An 18,523-nucleotide genomic window follows, 5' to 3' on the forward strand; every position below is an offset into this window, starting at 1 on the left:
AGAAGGAGTGGCGCTAAAGCCCTCCTTCTTTATTTTTCTTTCTCTATAGTAATGCTAATTTCAAGCACTGTATCAAAAGATATTGTATCGACTTTAAAACGGTATAGCCGATCGTAATGTTTGTACGTCTTGTTTTCGATTACCTTTTTGAGTAGGTCTTTATTTTTTGCGATACTTTGAATGTTTTTCGTTAAAAGATGCTGGAGATCATTATGGATAGATGTAGTCATATTTTCGAGTGTAAGATTGTCTAAATCGTATTTTTCTCGATTGATAAGTTTTATTTTAATCTCTTGAATGGTTAAGAGCCGTTTATTTTCAGTGTTCAATTTTTCTTGATCTTCGAGAAGGACGTGGAGTTTGGCTTCTTGTTTTTCTATAATTTCTCTTTGTTCTGCTATTTTACTAGCTTGTTCTTCTTGAAAAACACCGTATATGTACAAAAAAATAAACCAGCTCAACACGCCTCCAACAGCAGCACCAGCTAAAACTAAGTACCATCTTTTTGCTGTATTGGCACTTGGTACTCTCATACATGTTCCTGCGTTAGCCATTTAATAATAATGAGACCTGTTTGCATACCACCAGTTGCGAAAAAAATAAGGAGAATTTGTTTTACGATATCTTTCATATCTCCGCCAAAGAAACTTCTTTCAAAGCTATAAAAGGTATCGAATGTTCCGCCGATTGCTGCAACGAGTGCCCAAATTCTTAAATTTTGGGCGAATTGATTAATGTAAGTTAGAGCTGGTTTTCCGATAAGAAACGCACCAAATCCACCAATTAATGAACCGCCAAGTATAACCCCAAAGGCAATAAAATAACTAATAATAAGCAGAGAGAAAAAAGTATGTTCTCTTACATCCATCGTCATTCCCCTTTCTTCTTCATATATATGGACAAAGTATAAGAAGTATGTTTTGATTTCCGCTTTCCTCATCACCTATAATAAAAGTAGTCAAATAGGTAAAGAGAGGGTACAACAGTGAAGTTTGTGCATTTACAATGTCAAACCGTTTTTAGTTTATTAAAAAGTGCTTGTAAAATTGATGAGCTTGTAGCCAGGGCGAAAGAACTTGGTTTTTCATCGCTGGCTATTACGGATGAAAATGTTATGTATGGCGTTATTCCGTTTTATAAAGCATGTAAGAAACATGGTATACAGCCTGTTATTGGATTAACCGCTTCTATTTTTAGTGAAGAAGAAGAAAGGTCTTATCCGCTTGTATTACTTGCTGAGAATGAAATAGGTTACCAAAATTTATTAAAGATTTCTAGCAGTATTATGACAAAGTCCAAAGAAGGTATTCCTAAGAAGTGGCTTGCGCATTATGCGAAAGGATTAATTGCTATTTCACCAGGTAAAGATGGCGAAATTGAGCAATTATTACTAGAAGACAATGAGAGTCAGGCTGAAGAAGTAGCTCGCACATATCAAAATATGTTCGGCCATTTTTATATGAGTTTGCAGCATCATGCAATTCAAGATGAGTTGCTTTTACAAGAGAAGCTACCTGAATTTATTAGTAGGGTTAATATTGCAGTCGTTGCAACAAACGATGTGCGTTATATCAATCAAAGTGACGCACTTGTTCACGAATGTTTACTATCTGTTGAAAGTGGAACGAAAATGACTGATCCAGATAGGCCGAGGCTGAAAACAGATCAATATTATTTAAAATCATCGGATGAAATGGAAGCACTATTTTCCCATGCGCCGGAAGCGATCCAAAATACAATAAAAATTGCAGAGCGTTGCCAAGTAGAAATACCGTTCCATGTAAATCAACTTCCGAAGTTTCCTGTTCCGTCTAACGAAACGAGTGATATATACTTGCGTCGTGTTTGTGAAGAAGGTTTGCGGAAACGATATGGTGCGCCGAAAGAAGTGCATATAAAGCGTTTGGATCATGAATTAAATGTTATTTCTCGCATGGGATTTAGTGATTATTTCCTCATCGTATGGGATTTTATGAAGTATGCACATGAAAATCATATTTTAACAGGACCAGGTCGTGGATCGGCAGCTGGTTCACTCGTCTCATACGTATTAGAAATTACAGATATTGATCCGATTGAATACGATCTATTATTTGAAAGGTTTTTAAATCCTGAACGTGTGACGCTTCCAGATATTGATATTGATTTTCCAGACGTAAGACGTGATGAGATGATTCGCTATGTGAAAGATAAATACGGTCAGCTTCGTGTTGCGCAAATTGTAACGTTTGGTACGCTTGCAGCAAAAGCAGCAATTAGAGACATTGCCCGCGTAATGGGGCTTCCGCCGCGAGATATTGATATATTTTCAAAACTTATCCCATCAAAGCTCGGTATAACGTTAAAAGATGCATATGAAGAATCACAATCACTTCGTGAGTTTATACAAGGGAATCTTCTGCATGAGCGTGTGTTTGAAATCGCAAAACGTGTAGAAGGTTTACCACGTCATACGTCTATTCATGCGGCTGGCGTTATTATGAGTCAAGAACCGTTAACAGGCAGTGTAGCAATTCAAGAAGGACATAACGATGTTTATGTTACGCAATATCCAGCCGATGCGCTAGAAGAACTTGGGTTGCTTAAGATGGACTTTTTAGGGTTACGTAATTTAACGTTACTTGAAAATATTATAAAATTTATCGCGAACAAAACTGGGAAAGAAATCGATATAAGAAACTTACCTCTTCAAGATGAAAAGACGTTCCAATTATTAGGGAGAGGGGATACAACAGGTGTATTCCAGCTTGAGTCAGGTGGTATGCGAAATGTACTTCGCGGGTTAAAACCGAATGAGTTTGAAGATATCGTAGCTGTTAACTCGTTATACAGACCGGGGCCGATGGAACAGATACCGACCTTTATTGAATCGAAACATGGAAAAAGAAAAATTGAATATTTACATCCGGATTTAAAGCCAATTTTAGAAAGAACATACGGCGTCATTGTATACCAAGAACAAATTATGCAAATTGCATCGAAGTTAGCAGGGTTTTCGCTCGGAGAAGCAGATTTACTGCGCCGTGCAGTGAGTAAAAAAAATCGTGATATTTTAGATCAGGAACGTAAGCATTTTGTCCAAGGGTGTTTGCAAAATGGTTATGATGAGATGTCCGCTGAGAAAATTTATGATTTAATTGTAAGATTTGCGAATTACGGTTTTAACCGAAGTCACGCTGTAGCTTACAGTATGATCGGATATCAGCTTGCCTATTTGAAAGCGAACTATACGCTGGAATTTATGACGGCATTATTATCAAGCGCAATTGGAAATGAAGATAAAATTGTACAGTATATACGAGAAACGAAGCGGAAAGGCTTTCACGTTTTGCCGCCGTCTCTTCAGAGAAGTGGTTACAACTTCCAAATAGAAGGGAATGCGATACGTTACAGTTTACTTTCGATTCGAAATATTGGAATGGCTACAGTGACGGCATTATTAGAAGAACGAGAGAAAAAAATGTTCGAAGATTTGTTTGAATTTTGTCTCCGTATGCCGTCAAAGTTTGTGACGGAGCGCAATTTAGAAGCTTTCGTCTGGTCCGGATGTTTTGATGATTTTGGTGTTTCGAGAACGAATTTATGGAAAAGTATTAAAGGGGCATTAGAGTACGCGAATCTCGCACGTGATTTAGGAGATGCTGTTCCAAAATCAAAATACGTACAAGGAGAAGAGCTATCTTTTATTGAACAACTAAATAAAGAGAAGGAAGCACTTGGCTTTTATTTATCAAGTTATCCGACAGCGCAGTATGTAAAGTTAGCAAAAGAATTAGAAATTCCATCTCTCGCTCAGGCGATGCGACACAAGAAAAAAGTACAAAGAGCTATTGTGTATATAACAAGTGTGAGAGTGATTCGTACGAAAAAGTTTCAAAAGATGGCATTTATTACATTCTGTGATCAAAATGATGAAATGGAAGCAGTCCTCTTCCCGGAAACGTATATACATTTCTCGGACAAGTTACAAGAAGGAGCAATTGTTTTAGTTGACGGTACGATTGAGCTAAGAAATCATAAGCTGCAATGGATTGTAAATGGGCTATATCCGCTAGAGGAAATGGATGTTTATGAAGAAAAGAAAGACGCATCTGTTTACGTGAAATTGCCGTCTCAGTATGAGAAAAAGCTTTTAAATCAGGTTACGAAAATATTGTTCGACTATTCAGGTTTTGCGAAAGTACTAATTTATTATGAAAAGGAACATAAAATGGTACAATTATCTCGGAGTTTATCGATTCATCCAAGTGAAGAATGTTTAGGAGCACTTCGTGAAATTGTCGGGGAAGAAAATGTAGTTGTGAAAATATAATGGACAATTTCCCTACACTTCGATTATTATAGTAGTAGTGTTCGTGGTCAGACCACTTGGAGAAATTGATATTAGCAAGATTAATTTGAGGAGAGTGGATAGTTTGTCAACACTTCGTGAAGAAGCACTTCACATGCATAAAGTGCATCAAGGAAAATTAGAAACTGTATCAAAAGTAAAAGTAGAAAATGCAAAAGATTTAAGTCTTGCATATTCTCCAGGGGTTGCAGAACCTTGTAAAGAAATTTATGACGATAAAAGTAAGGTATATGAATATACGATGAAGGGAAATATGGTAGCAGTTGTGACAGACGGAACAGCTGTACTTGGTCTTGGTAACATTGGACCTGAAGCATCTCTTCCAGTAATGGAAGGTAAAGCTGTATTATTCAAGAGCTTTGCTGGTGTAGATGCATTCCCGATTGCCTTAAATACAAACGATGTAGATAAAATTGTTGAAACTGTAAAATTAATGGAGCCAACTTTTGGCGGCGTTAACTTAGAAGATATCGCAGCACCAAACTGCTTCATTATTGAAGAGCGTTTGAAAAAAGAAACAAATATTCCTATCTTCCATGATGATCAACACGGAACAGCTATCGTAACAGTAGCAGGTCTTGTAAATGCACTGAAATTAGTTGGAAAGAAAATGTCTGACATTAAAGTTGTCGCAAATGGCGCAGGTGCAGCAGGTATTGCAATTATTAAACTTTTATATCGCTATGGTGTACGCGACATTATTATGTGTGACCGTAAAGGGGCAATCTATGATGGTCGTCCTACAGGTATGAATCCGGTGAAGGATGAAGTTGCAAAATATACAAATAAGAATCGTATAGAAGGTTCTTTAGCTGATGTTGTACAAGGTGCGGACGTATTCATTGGTGTATCTGCAGAAGGTGCATTAACAGAAGAGATGGTTCGTACAATGAATGACAATGCGATTATTTTTGCAATGGCAAATCCAGTTCCAGAAATTATGCCAGAATTGGCAAAAGCAGCGGGCGCAGCTGTTGTTGGAACAGGTCGTTCTGACTTCCCGAACCAAGTAAATAATGTACTGGCGTTCCCTGGTATTTTCCGCGGTGCACTTGACGTACATGCGACACAAATTAACGAAGAAATGAAGATGGCAGCTGTACAGGCTATTGCTGAGCTTGTAGCAGAAGATGAGTTGAATGCAGACTATATCATTCCAGCACCATTTGACGCGCGTGTAGCGCCTCAAGTAGCGGCTTACGTTGCAAAAGCAGCAATGGAGACAGGAGTAGCTCGCCGTCAAGTAGATCCAAATGAGATCGCTGAAAAAACAAAACAATTAGCGCTGATTGGTAAAGAATAAGCGAGGAATTTCCATTGACATCATCAAATACAAAAGTATATCTCGAAATTGTAAAAAAAATCCGTTCCATTATGGAAGAGGATGGATTGGTAGCGGGGGATCGTTTGCCGTCTGAGCGTGAGTTAAGTTCACGCTTAAACGTAGGACGTTCCTCTGTAAGAGAAGCATTGCGTGCTTTAGAACTGGTAGGATTGATTGAAACGAGACGTGGTGAAGGGACGTTTATTCGAAACTTTTATGATAACGGCCTTGTACAATTAATTGCTCCGTTCTTACTGCAAGATGAGAAAACAATTCGTGATTTATTACAAACGAAACGATTGCTTGAGAAAGATATGATTCGAATTGTATGTAATTTACCGAAAGAAACATTTTCTAAAGTACTAAGTAGATTACACCAAGTACTTGAAGGAAATGAAAACTCAATCCAAACGCTTCATCAAACGTTCTTTAAAACACTTATTGAACAAGTCGATAATTATTTACTATATCGCATTTGGATGATCGTAAATGATTACGTAGCAACTCTTTCTTGTAAAGTTTCAAGAGATTCTATCGATATGTATAGAAAGCTTTATGCTACTTTGGAAGAAAAACAAGAAAATGATGCACTAAAAATTTACGATGAATTAGTAGAGAATATACAGTTTCACTCGTAATGTATAAAATTTGTCGAAATGACCATGACACGTTATGACAAACATTCTACCGCGTAGCGGTTAAAGTTAAACGTAAAGAGTGAGGTTATTAGACAGATTGAGAAGATAAGGCTAACATCAAACTTTGGTGTTAGCCCCATTTTCTTCTTACGCTAACCTTAGCTCTCAACGAAGGGGGTCAAATTGTGCTAAGAGATTTATTCGTGAAAAAGAAAAAGTACGCTGCAATACCTTCAGAACAAGTACGAAAAGATGTACCAGATGGCGTTATGACAAAATGTCCGGAATGTAAAAAAATCATGTATACGAAAGAACTTCTAAAAAATTTAAAAGTATGTGTGAATTGTGGATATCATCATCCTATGAATGCATGGGAACGTCTTGATAGTATATTGGACGAAGGGTCATTCCGTGAGTATGACAAAGAAATGGTTTCATTAAATCCACTCGAGTTTCCAGGTTATGAAGAGAAACTAGAGAGCGATCGTAAGAAGACTGAATTGAACGAAGCGGTTGTAACTGGTGAAGGAACAATTGATGACATGCTTGTTGTTGTTGCAGTAATGGATTCTCGTTTTCGAATGGGGAGCATGGGCTCTGTAGTAGGAGAGAAAATCGCCCGTGCGGTTGAAAAGGCGTACGACTTACAAGTTCCATTTATTATCTTTACTGCTTCGGGTGGTGCCCGTATGCAAGAAGGTATATTAAGTTTAATGCAAATGGCAAAAACAAGCGTAGCTTTGAAAAAGCATAGTAATGCAGGAGGATTATTTATTTCTGTTATGACTCACCCGACGACGGGCGGGGTTTCAGCGAGTTTCGCTTCACTTGGTGATTATAATCTTGCAGAACCAGGTGCACTTATCGGATTTGCTGGTAGACGTGTAATTGAACAAACGGTGCGTGAGAAACTACCGGAAGATTTCCAAACGGCAGAATTCTTACTAGATCATGGTCAATTAGATGCGGTGGTGCATCGTGATGATATGAGAGAATCGCTTCGCAAGATTTTAGAAGTTCATCAAGGAGGGGGAATGGCTGTATGGCAGAGCTAGAATTTGAAAAACCAGTTGTTGAGCTAAGAAATAAGATTCGTGAACTGAAAGACTATACGAAAAACAGCCAGATGGACTTCAGTGAGGAGATTCGTATTTTGGAAGACAAGCTAGAAAATTTAGAGGAAGATATATACGGTAATCTGAAAGTATGGGACCGTGTTCAAATTGCTCGTCATGCAGAACGACCGACAACGCTCGATTATATTGAGCACTTATTTACTGATTTTTTCGAATGTCATGGAGATCGTCTATTTGGCGATGATGCAGCGATTGTCGGCGGCATTGCGAAATATAAAGGGATGCCTGTAACTGTAATTGGGCATCAGCGCGGAAAAGATACGAAAGAAAATATTCGCCGTAACTTTGGAATGCCTCATCCAGAAGGATATCGAAAAGCATTACGCTTAATGAAGCAGGCGGAAAAGTTCAATCGTCCTATTATTTGTTTTATTGATACGAAAGGGGCTTATCCTGGTAAAGCTGCTGAAGAACGTGGTCAAAGTGAAGCTATCGCCCGCAATTTATTTGAAATGGCAGGTTTAACTGTACCTGTTATTTGTATTGTTATCGGTGAAGGTGGTAGTGGCGGTGCGCTGGGCCTTGGAGTTGGAGATTACATTCATATGCTAGAAAATTCCACTTATTCTGTTATTACACCAGAGGGTGCAGCGGCAATTCTTTGGAAAGATGCAGGAAAAGCAAAGGAAGCTGCAGAGGCAATGAAAATTACAGCAGCAGATTTGAAAGAATTAGGTGTAATTGATGAAATTATTCCAGAGGCAAAAGGTGGAGCTCACCGTAATCTTTTGAAACAGTCAGAAAATATAGACTTAATGATTAGAAAAACTTTTGAACAATTAAACGAAATTTCGAAAGATGAATTAATCGAAAAACGTTATGAAAAATATATGAAAATTGGGCAAGTTTCGTTTTCAAACGCTTCCATTGGGATAAAATAAGAAAAGCGTGCGTTCCTCTTCGCGAATGCACGTTTTTATTATGAAAAGACACATCTTCTCCATTGTGTTTTTATATTTTTTCGTGTTATTTTATTATAAGGCAAATAATCTTTATGAGGTGAGTACAAATGAAACGTATTGGTGTATTAACAAGTGGTGGAGATTCACCTGGTATGAATGCTGCCATTCGTGCAGTTGTTCGTAAAGCGATTTTCCATGATATTGAAGTATATGGTATTTACCATGGATACGCTGGATTAATTTCTGGTCACATTGAAAAATTAGAACTTGGTTCTGTTGGCGATATTATCCACCGCGGTGGTACGAAATTATATACAGCAAGATGTCCTGAGTTTAAAGATCCAGAAGTACGACTAAAAGGTATCGAGCAATTAAAGAAACATGGTATCGAAGGACTTGTTGTTATTGGTGGAGATGGTTCTTACCAAGGCGCTAAAAAATTAACTGAACAAGGATTCCCATGTGTTGGTGTACCAGGTACAATCGACAATGATATCCCTGGAACAGACTTCACAATTGGTTTCGATACAGCTTTAAACACTGTTATTGATGCAATTGATAAAATCCGTGACACAGCTACATCTCATGAACGTACATATGTTATCGAAGTAATGGGACGTCACGCTGGTGATATCGCATTATGGGCTGGTTTAGCTGATGGTGCAGAAACAATCTTAATTCCAGAAGAAGAGTATGACATGGATGATGTTATCGCTCGTCTGAAGCGCGGTAGTGAACGTGGTAAAAAACACAGTATTATCGTTGTAGCTGAAGGTGTTGGAAGTGCAATTGACATCGGTAAGCACATTGAAGAAGCAACAAACTTTGATACTCGTGTAACTGTATTAGGTCACGTACAACGTGGCGGATCACCAAGTGCACAAGACCGTGTATTAGCAAGTCGTCTTGGCGCAAGAGCAGTTGAATTATTAATTGCTGGTAGAGGTGGACGTTGTGTAGGTATTCAAGATAACAAACTTGTTGATCATGATATTATCGAAGCGTTAGCTCAAAAGCATACAATCGATAAAGATATGTATCAATTATCTAAAGAATTATCCATCTAATCGGCGTAATGTCGGATATTTGGGAACGGTTTCATAATTTTCGGAGGTGCAATATGCGTAAAACTAAAATTGTATGTACTATAGGTCCTGCTAGTGAAAGTATTGAAAAATTAGAGCAATTAATTGAAGCAGGTATGAACGTTGCTCGTTTAAACTTCTCTCATGGTAGCCATGAAGAGCACGGAGCTCGTATTAAAAACATTCGTGAAGCTTCAAAGAAAACTGGTAAAACAGTTGGTATCTTACTTGATACAAAAGGTCCAGAAATCCGTACTCACGACTTCGTAGACGGACAAGCTGAGCTTGTAACAGGTGCAGAAGTAGTTCTTTCTACTGAGCAAGTATTAGGTACTGCAGAGAAGTTCTCTGTATCTTATGCTGGTCTTTATGACGATGTAGACCCAGGTTCTCGCATTCTAATCGATGACGGTCTTATCGAACTAGAAGTAATCGAAAAAGCTGATGGAAACATCCGTACAAAAGTTCTTAACAGCGGAACTGTGAAAAATAAAAAAGGTGTTAACGTACCAAACGTAAGCATTAAGCTTCCTGGTATCACTGAAAAAGACGTAAAAGATATCATCTTCGGTATCGAGCAAAAAGTTGATTTCATCGCAGCTTCATTCGTACGTAAAGCGTCTGACGTATTAGAAATCCGTGAATTATTAGAAGAGCATAACGCTCAATACATCCAAATCGTACCAAAAATCGAAAACCAAGAAGGTATCGACAACATCGATTCAATCTTAGAAGTTTCTGACGGTTTAATGGTAGCTCGTGGTGATATGGGTGTAGAAATTCCACCAGAAGAAGTACCATTAGTACAAAAACGTCTAATCAAAAAATGTAACGTGTTAGGTAAACCAGTTATTACTGCGACACAAATGTTAGACTCTATGCAACGTAACCCACGTCCAACTCGTGCGGAAGCAAGTGACGTAGCTAACGCAATCTTCGATGGTACAGATGCAATCATGCTTTCAGGTGAAACAGCTGCTGGTCAATACCCGGTAGAAGCAGTAACAATGATGGCTAACATTGCAGTACGTGTTGAAAAATCATTACAATACGAAGATATGTTCAAAAAACGTATTAAAGAGTTCACTCCAACAATTACAGATGCAATTAGCCAATCTGTTGCGCATACAGCACTTGCTCTTGATGTAGCTGCAATCGTAGCTCCAACAGAAAGTGGACATACTGCGAAAATGATCTCTAAATACCGTCCAAAATCTCCAATCGTAGCTGTAACATCTGACGAGCAAGTAGGGCGTCGTCTTGCGCTTGTTTGGGGTGTACAAGCATTTATGGCTGAGAAGCGCGCGGCTTCAACTGACGAAATGCTAGATACAGCAATTCAAACAGGTATGGATGCAGGTCTAATCGGACTTGGAGATACTGTAGTAATTACCGCTGGTGTTCCAGTTGCTGAAACTGGTACAACAAACTTAATGAAAATCCACGTTGTTGGTGAAGAAGTTGCTAAAGGACAAGGAATCGGTCGTAAAGCTGCAAAAGGTAAAGTAGTTGTAGCAAAAACAGCTGCTGAAGCTGTAGCGAACGTAAACGAAGGTGATATCCTTGTTACAACAAGTACTGATAAAGATATGATTCCTGCAATCGAAAAAGCTGCTGCTTTAGTTGTAGAAGAAGGTGGCTTAACAAGCCATGCGGCTGTTGTAGGCGTATCAATCGGTATTCCTGTTATCGTTGGTGTAAGCGGCGTAACAGTAACTTTAAAAAATGGCCAAGAAGTAACAGTTGATGCAGCACGCGGAATTGTTTATAATGGACATGCGGAAGTGCTATAAGTAATACGGAGAGAAGGATCGGAGTCCTTCTCTTTTTTTTTACACAAAAACGAGATGGAATTAGCTTAAAATGCCTAGAATTGCTTTTGAAAGCTGTTTGTTATGGGTTTTAATATGAAAGGGTATCTATATTTCATATGATGTATATAGGCGTTGTGAGGGCGTTAAAAGTGAGTTGAGAGAGAGGTGTAGAACTATGAAGTGGTTACTATTCTTGTTTATTTTAATACCGGCGATTGAGATTACGGTCTTAATTGGATCAAGTCAGGTAATAGGATTATGGTCTACGTTCGCTATGATTGTATTTACAGGTGTTGTAGGTGTGTATTTGGCGAAAAGACAAGGATTTAAAGTGCTTGGAGAAATTCGATCTAAGTTGAATAGAGGGGAAATGCCAGGTGAGGCAGTACTAGATGGTATTTTTGTATTTGTAGGAGGTATTCTCTTGGTGCTTCCTGGGTATGTGACAGATGTGCTAGGGTTTATATGCGTGATCCCTATTACGAGAGCTTTATTGAAGCCGCTTGTTATGAAGTGGATGGAATGGAAATTTAGAAAGAACTCTACTATTATCATTCAGAAATAGCACTTAGATTATAACGATCTAAGTGCTATTTTTTTGTCTTGTAAGAGGAGAGGAACTTTGTGATTGAAGTTTGGCTTTATCGCACCATTTGTGGGGTGGATTTCTATCTCAAAGCTGTGCTGCTCGTAAGTGTCTGATGCGTGGGGGATGAACAAAACGTTCGCTTATTATATTTGCTATATAATTTTCGTTTGAACTCTTGTTGTGCTTCTATTAAACGTGTGATTTTTAAGTGCTATTAATTTGGATGAATAAGATGGAGAGAAATGCAGCTAAATTAAAGTTTTGCTTTCGTATATAAATGAACGATTGGTGTAAAGAATTCATATAAAAGGCGAGGATTGTAGTTGAAGCCTTATTCTATGCTATTTTGTATATTTATTCATTTACATAAAAAGTAATAAATGTAAGTAATAAATATAGATAAAATAGAATAAAAATGTATTTTTGATTAGAAAATGTGTTTTTTTTATGCAAAAAAACAAGAGGATTATCCTTTTTTGGGTAATACTCTTGTTACATGTGAGTAGTGTGAAAAAATAAGTGAAAGGAATAATCAGTGGGAAATTCCCACTGATTACAGCTTGTTTTTTATATGAATTAGAAACTTTTATTTTGAAGGTGAACCTTTAATATATTTCCACAAGTCATGGAAGACATTAGCTTTGTGTAATGTATTAAGTAGTACTAAGGTGACTGGGCCGATGATTAATCCTAAAAAGCCAAAAAGCTTAAAGCCGACAAATAGAGCGACGAGTGTTGCTAATGGATCGAGACCGATGTTAGATGAAAGCACTTTCGGTTCCATAATTTGTCTTTGGACAATCACGACGATGTATAAAATGAGAAGACCAATGGCGAATGCGGTATCGCCAGTGAAAAATACGTATATAACCCATGGAACGAAGACTGCGCCTGTTCCTAAATATGGTAGTAAATCTACAACTCCTGTAATAATCGCAATAGTAATGGCGTATGGTACGCGTAATATTAAAAGGCCGATCAGTACAATGACGGTTGTCATAGATACGAGTGTAAGTTGTGCTTTCACAAAACCAAATAAAGCTTTTTTTAAGTCGACAAAAATAGTTTTTCCGTAGCCATGTACACGATTTGGTAGTAATTTTCTTGCTTTTTGAGCAAGACGGTGCCAATCGTAACTAATGAAGAAAGTGGCTAATAAAATGAATACAAGGACAGTTAACGTTGTTGGCAGTGCACTAATGAAATTCGTTAATCCGCTTATAATGGCGGTTAAAAGTTCTTTCATTTGTGTTGTTGCTTCTGTTCCTAAGTTTTGAATGTTTTGTGTAATTGTATAGCGCTGTGGTTCTCCAAGATGATTAAATTTAGAGATTAAATCATCGTAGAGAGGCATAATATGATTAAGTGCAAATTGCTGAGCGAATGTAACGATATCCGGAAACTTTACTGTAACAAGTTGGAGTAAGTATGTTGTGGCAGATATTGCTTCAGTCACAAGATATGTAACAAGTCCAACGATAGCTCCAAATACGAGAATTAAGCTAACGAGTACTGCTAGTGCGCGAGGAAATTGTAGTTTTTGATTAAGGAAATTGACGACAGGATTAATCAAATAAGCAAATGCAAAAGCGATAATAAAAGGATAGATAAGCCCTGACATGTATAGTAATACATAGAACCCAGCTATCGTTGCTACAATGACAAATATGAGTCGCAATATCGTATATAGTAAGTTTCGGTTCAAAGATGTATACCTCCCATTCCGATTTGGATTATCCTAATTCGTTCAACTTATAACTAACGTGCTCTGCTGATTAAAGTCTCACTTTATCGGCAGTAAATCTCCCGCCAAAGCCCAATTGATGAAGGCTAATAATTAGTGGAAGATGCCCAACTGATCAAAGTGTTACTTTATGTTATAGTGGAATGATGGATTTAGCCTGCTTTTTTCGGTATATGAATGGCTGTGAAAGCCTATTGGTGATGCTACTACTATATGGTAAAAACTTCATTTTCTCTTCTTTTTATTTTACCTGTTTCTTATTAGAAAAGAAAGAAGAGACGACTGTTTTCAAAAATGTATACATGCTTAAATTTTTTTGGTGAAAGTCTCTTTTTTAAATTTTAAAATGTATAAAAAATTGAAGGTGTTATCGATAAATAGGCATCTGTATAGCATGTATAACGATAGGTTTAAAGGTATTTTTGTTTTGAAATGAGTTCATTATTTTCAGAAAGGAAGTGTAAACATGATTAGTCAGTCAACGTTATTTTTATTCATACTACTTATTATAGGACTTATTGCTAAAAACCAATCGCTTACTGTAGCTATTGGTGTGTTATTTCTATTCAAATTTACGTTTTTAGGAGATAAGGTCTTTCCTTATTTACAAACGAAAGGAATTAACCTAGGTGTAACGGTCATTACAATAGCGGTGCTAGTACCGATTGCGACGGGGGAAATAGGTTTTAAACAACTTGGAGAAGCGGCGAAATCGTATTATGCGTGGATTGCTTTAGCTTCAGGTGTAGCAGTCGCTTTGTTAGCGAAAGGCGGCGTGCAATTGTTGACAACGGATCCTCATATTACAACTGCGCTTGTTTTTGGGACAATTATAGCGGTTGCGTTATTTAATGGGGTTGCTGTTGGTCCGTTAATTGGGGCTGGAATTGCCTATGCGGTTATGAGTATTATACAAATGTTTAAATAAGGAATTTTATAGTAATATAAAATTTTTGAATTCTTTCTGTTCACAAAAGTCAGATAATTGTTTATAATAGGATTAGAAACTTTGAAAAGTTACATAACAGCAGAGACTTTACACCAGATAAAATAAAAACAACATAAAACAATTTTATAATGATATTGTTTTATGTTGTTTTTATCATAAAACTCTTCGGAATGTGTTTTCCTCACTAACTTGTTGTTTTGAGCGTGAGGATTCGGGGAGACATTCACGCTCATGCTTTCCATGTAAACAATGGACAATAAGAGGGGAACATCGCAACAAATTTGCATGATCGTGCATTTTGCTTGCCTAAAGAGTGAACGGGCGTTCATAATTCATAAGGGGAGCAAATAGATATAAGGAGCAAGGTTGGGAGAATTTTCAGGAAAAGGAGAGAATGTCATGACTGTTATTCGAGGTTTAGAAGGGGTAGTAGCAACAACATCATCTGTGAGCTCTATTATTGATGATACATTAACTTATGTTGGGTATAATATTGATGATTTAGCTGAGAATGCTACGTTTGAAGAAGTAGTGTACTTATTATGGCACCGCAAGCTTCCTAATGAAAAAGAACTAGCGGAATTTAATGAAATTGTATCTGAATACTATAAAGTTCCAGGTGAGATTTTAACATATTTGAAACAAGTAGATTTAAAAGTTGCACATCCGATGTCTGTTTTACGAACTGCAATTTCCATGCTATCATTATACGATGAGAGCGCTGAAATTATGGATGAAAAGTCTAATTATTTGAAAGCGGTTAAATTACAGGCTCAAGTGGGAACTTTAGTTGCTGCTTACGCGAGAATCCGTAAAGGTTTAGATATTGTTGAGCCAAGAAAGGATTTATCATTAGCTGCAAACTTCTTGTACATGTTAAATAATCGCGAGCCAAATGAAGTTGAAATTGAAGCTTTTGATAAGGCGCTTGTACTTCATGCAGATCATGAGTTAAACGCTTCTACATTTACTGCACGTGTTTGCGTAGCTACACTTTCAGATGTATATTCTGGTATTACAGCAGCAATTGGTGCATTAAAAGGTCCTCTTCACGGTGGGGCAAATGAAAATGTAATGAAGATGTTAACTGAAATTGGCGAAGAAGAAAATGTAGAGTCATATATTCATAATGCTCTTCAAAATAAAGTGAAAATCATGGGCTTTGGCCATCGTGTGTATGAGCAGGGTGATCCACGTGCAAAACACTTACGTGAAATGTCTAAGAGATTATGCGTGCTTTTAGGAGAAGACAAATGGTATAATATGTCTATCAAAATTGAAGACATTGTAACAAAAGAAAAAGGTCTTCCACCAAATGTTGATTTCTATTCAGCTTCTGTATACCATTGTCTAGGAATTGACCATGACTTATTTACACCTATTTTTGCAATTAGCCGTATGTCAGGCTGGTTAGCTCATATTCTAGAACAATATGAAAACAACCGTTTAATCCGTCCGCGTGCTGATTATAATGGACCAACGCATCAAGTGTATGTTCCAATTGCACAAAGATAAGCGAAAAACACTATTTCGATAGTGAAAATACGCTTTCAAAAGTCTGATTTTTTCGGAAAGATGTAATGATTAGAATATTTTAATTTGACTAACGGTTTGAACTGAGGGGTTATTCCCTCAGTTTCATACATATGAAATTTCAAACATGGGGGTTATCACATTGACGACAGGTGAAAAAATTACTGTAACTAATGGTGTTATGAATGTACCAAACAATCCGATTATTCCATTTATCGAAGGAGATGGAATTGGTCCTGATATTTGGGCAGCTGCATCTCGCGTAATAGAAGCAGCAGTTGAAAAAGCTTATGATGGTGAGAAGAAAATCGTTTGGAAAGAAGTGCTTGCAGGGGAAAAAGCATTCAACCAAACAGGCGAATGGTTACCAGAAGAGACTTTAAATTTAATCCGCGAATATTTAATCGCAATCAAAGGTCCACTTACAACTCCAGTTGGCGGTGGTATTCGTTCTCTAAACGTAGCACTTCGTCAAGAATTAGATCTATATGTATGTCTACGTCCAGTTCGTTATTTTGAAGGTGTTCCTTCACCTGTAAAACGTCCGGAAGATACTGATATGGTTATTTTCCGTGAAAATACAGAAGACATTTATGCTGGAATTGAATATGCACAAGGATCTCCAGAAGCAGAAAAAGTTCTTGCTTTCTTAAAAGAAGCAATGGGTGTTAATAAAATCCGCTTCCCAGAAACATCTGGTATTGGTATTAAACCAATCTCAGAAGAAGGGACAAAGCGTCTTGTTCGTGCTGCAATTCAATATGCAATTAACGAAAAACGTTCTTCTGTTACATTAGTTCATAAAGGAAACATTATGAAATTTACAGAAGGTGCTTTCAAAAACTGGGGTTACGAAGTAGCGGAACAAGAATTCGGCGACAAAGTATTTACTTGGGCTGAATATGATCGCATTGTTGAAAAAGATGGTAAAGATGCAGCGAATAAAGCGATGGCAGACGCTGAAGTGGCTGGAAAAATCATCGTAAAAGATTCTATTGCAGACATCTTCTTACAACAAATTTTAACTCGTCCACGTGAGTTCGATGTTGTTGCAACAATGAACTTAAATGGTGACTATATCTCTGATGCACTTGCTGCACAAGTAGGTGGAATTGGTATTGCACCTGGTGCAAACATTAACTATGTGACTGGACATGCTATCTTTGAAGCTACACATGGTACAGCTCCAAAATATGCAGGTTTAGATAAAGTAAACCCATCTTCAGTTCTTCTTTCAGGTGTATTATTATTAGAACACTTAGGATGGAATGAAGCAGCGAAATTAGTAACAGATTCAGTTGAGAAAACAATTGCATCAAAAGTAGTAACATATGACTTCGCTCGCCTAATGGAAGGCGCAACAGAAGTGAAATGTTCTGAGTTTGCTAATGAGCTTATTAAAAACATGGATGTAGCGATAATCAAAAACGCATAATTAAAGCGGGGGGGTAAATTATGACAATCAAACGCAAGAAGGTTTCAGTCATCGGTGCAGGATTTACAGGAGCAACAACGGCATTCTTATTAGCACAAAAAGAACTTGCAGATGTTGTATTAGTGGACATTCCACAACTGGAAAATCCAACAAAAGGGAAAGCGTTAGATATGTTAGAAGCGAGCCCAGTACAAGGTTTTGATGCTAACATTATTGGAACATCTGATTACGCAGATACTGCTGATTCTGACGTTGTCGTTATTACAGCAGGTATTGCACGTAAGCCTGGTATGAGCCGTGATGACTTAGTAGCAACGAACTCTAAAATTATGAAAAGTATTACGCGCGACATTGCAAAACATTCACCAAATGCAATTATTGTTGTGTTAACAAATCCAGTTGATGCAATGACATATTCTGTATTTAAAGAAGCGGGATTCCCGAAAGAGCGTGTAATCGGCCAATCGGGCGTATTAGATACAGCTCGTTTCCGTACATTCATCGCACAAGAATTAAATCTTTCTGTAAAAGATATTACAGGATTTGTTCTTGGTGGACATGGTGACGACATGGTACCTCTTGTGCGTTATTCTTATGCAGGCGGTATTCCGTTAGAAACGTTAATTCCGAAAGAGCGTTTAGAAGCAATCGTAGAACGTACACGTAAAGGTGGCGGTGAGATTGTAGGCTTATTAGGAAACGGTAGTGCATATTACGCACCAGCAGCTTCTTTAGTTGAAATGACAGAAGCAATCTTAAAAGATCAACGCCGTGTATTACCAGCTATTGCGTACCTTGAAGGTGAGTATGGTTATAGTGACCTTTACTTAGGGGTACCAGTAATTCTAGGTGGTAACGGAATTGAAAAAATTATTGAATTAGAACTTCTTGCAGATGAAAAAGAAGCGTTAGATCGCTCTGTAGAATCTGTACGCAACGTAATGAAAGTTCTTGTTTAATAATTGAATAGTAGTGAAAAAGATTCGGGATCCCGAATCTTTTTCTACTATTTACCGAATTGTT

At 37.5% G+C, this 18,523-nt stretch carries 15 protein-coding genes; 12 read left to right on the plus strand and 3 right to left on the minus strand.

What is annotated here, in order from left to right:
* Positions 1–29: 29 nt before the first annotated feature.
* Both ytrI and C4S65_RS01715 read right to left on the minus strand, forming a co-directional pair.
* Positions 30–533: a sporulation membrane protein YtrI gene (ytrI, locus tag C4S65_RS01710; RefSeq protein WP_001265736.1), complete on the minus strand. Its 504-nt coding sequence runs from the start codon at positions 531–533 to the stop codon at positions 30–32.
* Positions 530–943, minus strand: a complete 414-nt coding sequence (locus C4S65_RS01715; protein WP_002005839.1) for a YtrH family sporulation protein — start codon at positions 941–943, stop codon at positions 530–532. Before C4S65_RS01715 ends, ytrI begins: the two co-directional genes overlap by 4 nt.
* Positions 944–985: 42 nt before the next feature.
* Here C4S65_RS01715 and dnaE point away from each other — a divergent pair, with 42 nt between their 5' ends.
* The 8 genes from dnaE (at position 986) to C4S65_RS01755 (ending at position 11,815) form a co-directional block, all read left to right on the plus strand.
* Positions 986–4,312 (plus strand): DNA polymerase III subunit alpha, encoded by a 3,327-nt coding sequence (gene dnaE / locus C4S65_RS01720; protein ID WP_098301259.1) that lies wholly within the window; start codon positions 986–988, stop codon positions 4,310–4,312.
* 133 nt (positions 4,313–4,445) lie between these two features.
* A complete protein-coding gene (locus C4S65_RS01725; RefSeq protein ID WP_161114790.1) occupies positions 4,446–5,654 on the plus strand; it encodes a malic enzyme-like NAD(P)-binding protein in 1,209 nt (402 codons plus the stop codon).
* A gap of 14 nt (positions 5,655–5,668) precedes the next feature.
* Complete coding sequence (locus tag C4S65_RS01730) at positions 5,669–6,313, plus strand: GntR family transcriptional regulator (RefSeq protein WP_061666064.1); 645 nt, start codon at positions 5,669–5,671, stop codon at positions 6,311–6,313.
* A gap of 185 nt (positions 6,314–6,498) precedes the next feature.
* Positions 6,499–7,368: an acetyl-CoA carboxylase, carboxyltransferase subunit beta gene (accD, locus tag C4S65_RS01735; protein WP_000942858.1), complete on the plus strand. Its 870-nt coding sequence runs from the start codon at positions 6,499–6,501 to the stop codon at positions 7,366–7,368.
* The gene (gene accA / locus C4S65_RS01740; RefSeq protein WP_086405843.1) at positions 7,356–8,330 is read left to right on the plus strand and encodes an acetyl-CoA carboxylase carboxyl transferase subunit alpha; all 975 of its coding nucleotides are present in this window, start codon (positions 7,356–7,358) and stop codon (positions 8,328–8,330) included. The genes accD and accA overlap by 13 nt, the downstream gene beginning before the upstream one ends.
* A gap of 128 nt (positions 8,331–8,458) precedes the next feature.
* The gene (gene pfkA, locus C4S65_RS01745; protein ID WP_000821158.1) at positions 8,459–9,418 is read left to right on the plus strand and encodes a 6-phosphofructokinase; all 960 of its coding nucleotides are present in this window, start codon (positions 8,459–8,461) and stop codon (positions 9,416–9,418) included.
* Between the two features lie 53 nt (positions 9,419–9,471).
* On the plus strand, positions 9,472–11,229 hold the full coding sequence (gene pyk / locus C4S65_RS01750) for a pyruvate kinase (protein ID WP_098838546.1): 1,758 nt from the start codon (positions 9,472–9,474) through the stop codon (positions 11,227–11,229).
* 196 nt (positions 11,230–11,425) lie between these two features.
* Entirely contained in the window at positions 11,426–11,815 is a 390-nt protein-coding gene (locus C4S65_RS01755) for an FxsA family protein (RefSeq protein ID WP_098838547.1), read from the plus strand.
* Positions 11,816–12,425: 610 nt separating this feature from the next.
* On the opposite strand, the gene ytvI is transcribed toward C4S65_RS01755, so the two are convergent.
* Positions 12,426–13,544: a sporulation integral membrane protein YtvI gene (gene ytvI, locus C4S65_RS01760; RefSeq protein ID WP_001081402.1), complete on the minus strand. Its 1,119-nt coding sequence runs from the start codon at positions 13,542–13,544 to the stop codon at positions 12,426–12,428.
* Positions 13,545–14,049: 505 nt separating this feature from the next.
* Between ytvI and C4S65_RS01765 the strand changes: the two genes are divergently transcribed.
* The 4 genes from C4S65_RS01765 to mdh all read left to right on the plus strand — a co-directional run bounded on the left by C4S65_RS01765 (position 14,050) and on the right by mdh (position 18,459).
* Positions 14,050–14,511 (plus strand): DUF441 domain-containing protein, encoded by a 462-nt coding sequence (locus C4S65_RS01765; RefSeq protein WP_000625504.1) that lies wholly within the window; start codon positions 14,050–14,052, stop codon positions 14,509–14,511.
* 387 nt (positions 14,512–14,898) lie between these two features.
* A complete protein-coding gene (citZ, locus tag C4S65_RS01775) occupies positions 14,899–16,047 on the plus strand; it encodes a citrate synthase (RefSeq protein ID WP_003307960.1) in 1,149 nt (382 codons plus the stop codon).
* A 160-nt stretch (positions 16,048–16,207) separates the two neighbouring features.
* The gene (icd, locus tag C4S65_RS01780) at positions 16,208–17,500 is read left to right on the plus strand and encodes an NADP-dependent isocitrate dehydrogenase (RefSeq protein WP_000206893.1); all 1,293 of its coding nucleotides are present in this window, start codon (positions 16,208–16,210) and stop codon (positions 17,498–17,500) included.
* 20 nt (positions 17,501–17,520) lie between these two features.
* On the plus strand, positions 17,521–18,459 hold the full coding sequence (gene mdh / locus C4S65_RS01785) for a malate dehydrogenase (protein WP_000153232.1): 939 nt from the start codon (positions 17,521–17,523) through the stop codon (positions 18,457–18,459).
* The last annotated feature ends 64 nt before the right edge of the window (positions 18,460–18,523 follow it).

It is taken from the genome of Bacillus sp. ok061 (assembly GCF_900108285.1).
Taxonomy (GTDB): domain Bacteria; phylum Bacillota; class Bacilli; order Bacillales; family Bacillaceae_G; genus Bacillus_A; species Bacillus_A thuringiensis_S.

Coding starts and splice junctions, on each gene's coding strand:
- ytrI (WP_001265736.1), bottom strand. CDS start 533: ATGAGAGTACCAAGTGCCAATACAGCAAAAAGATGGTACTTAGTTTTA.
- C4S65_RS01725 (WP_161114790.1), top strand. CDS start 4,446: ATGCATAAAGTGCATCAAGGAAAATTAGAAACTGTATCAAAAGTAAAA.
- accA (WP_086405843.1), top strand. CDS start 7,356: ATGGCAGAGCTAGAATTTGAAAAACCAGTTGTTGAGCTAAGAAATAAG.
- pfkA (WP_000821158.1), top strand. CDS start 8,459: ATGAAACGTATTGGTGTATTAACAAGTGGTGGAGATTCACCTGGTATG.
- pyk (WP_098838546.1), top strand. CDS start 9,472: ATGCGTAAAACTAAAATTGTATGTACTATAGGTCCTGCTAGTGAAAGT.
- C4S65_RS01755 (WP_098838547.1), top strand. CDS start 11,426: ATGAAGTGGTTACTATTCTTGTTTATTTTAATACCGGCGATTGAGATT.
- C4S65_RS01765 (WP_000625504.1), top strand. CDS start 14,050: ATGATTAGTCAGTCAACGTTATTTTTATTCATACTACTTATTATAGGA.
- mdh (WP_000153232.1), top strand. CDS start 17,521: ATGACAATCAAACGCAAGAAGGTTTCAGTCATCGGTGCAGGATTTACA.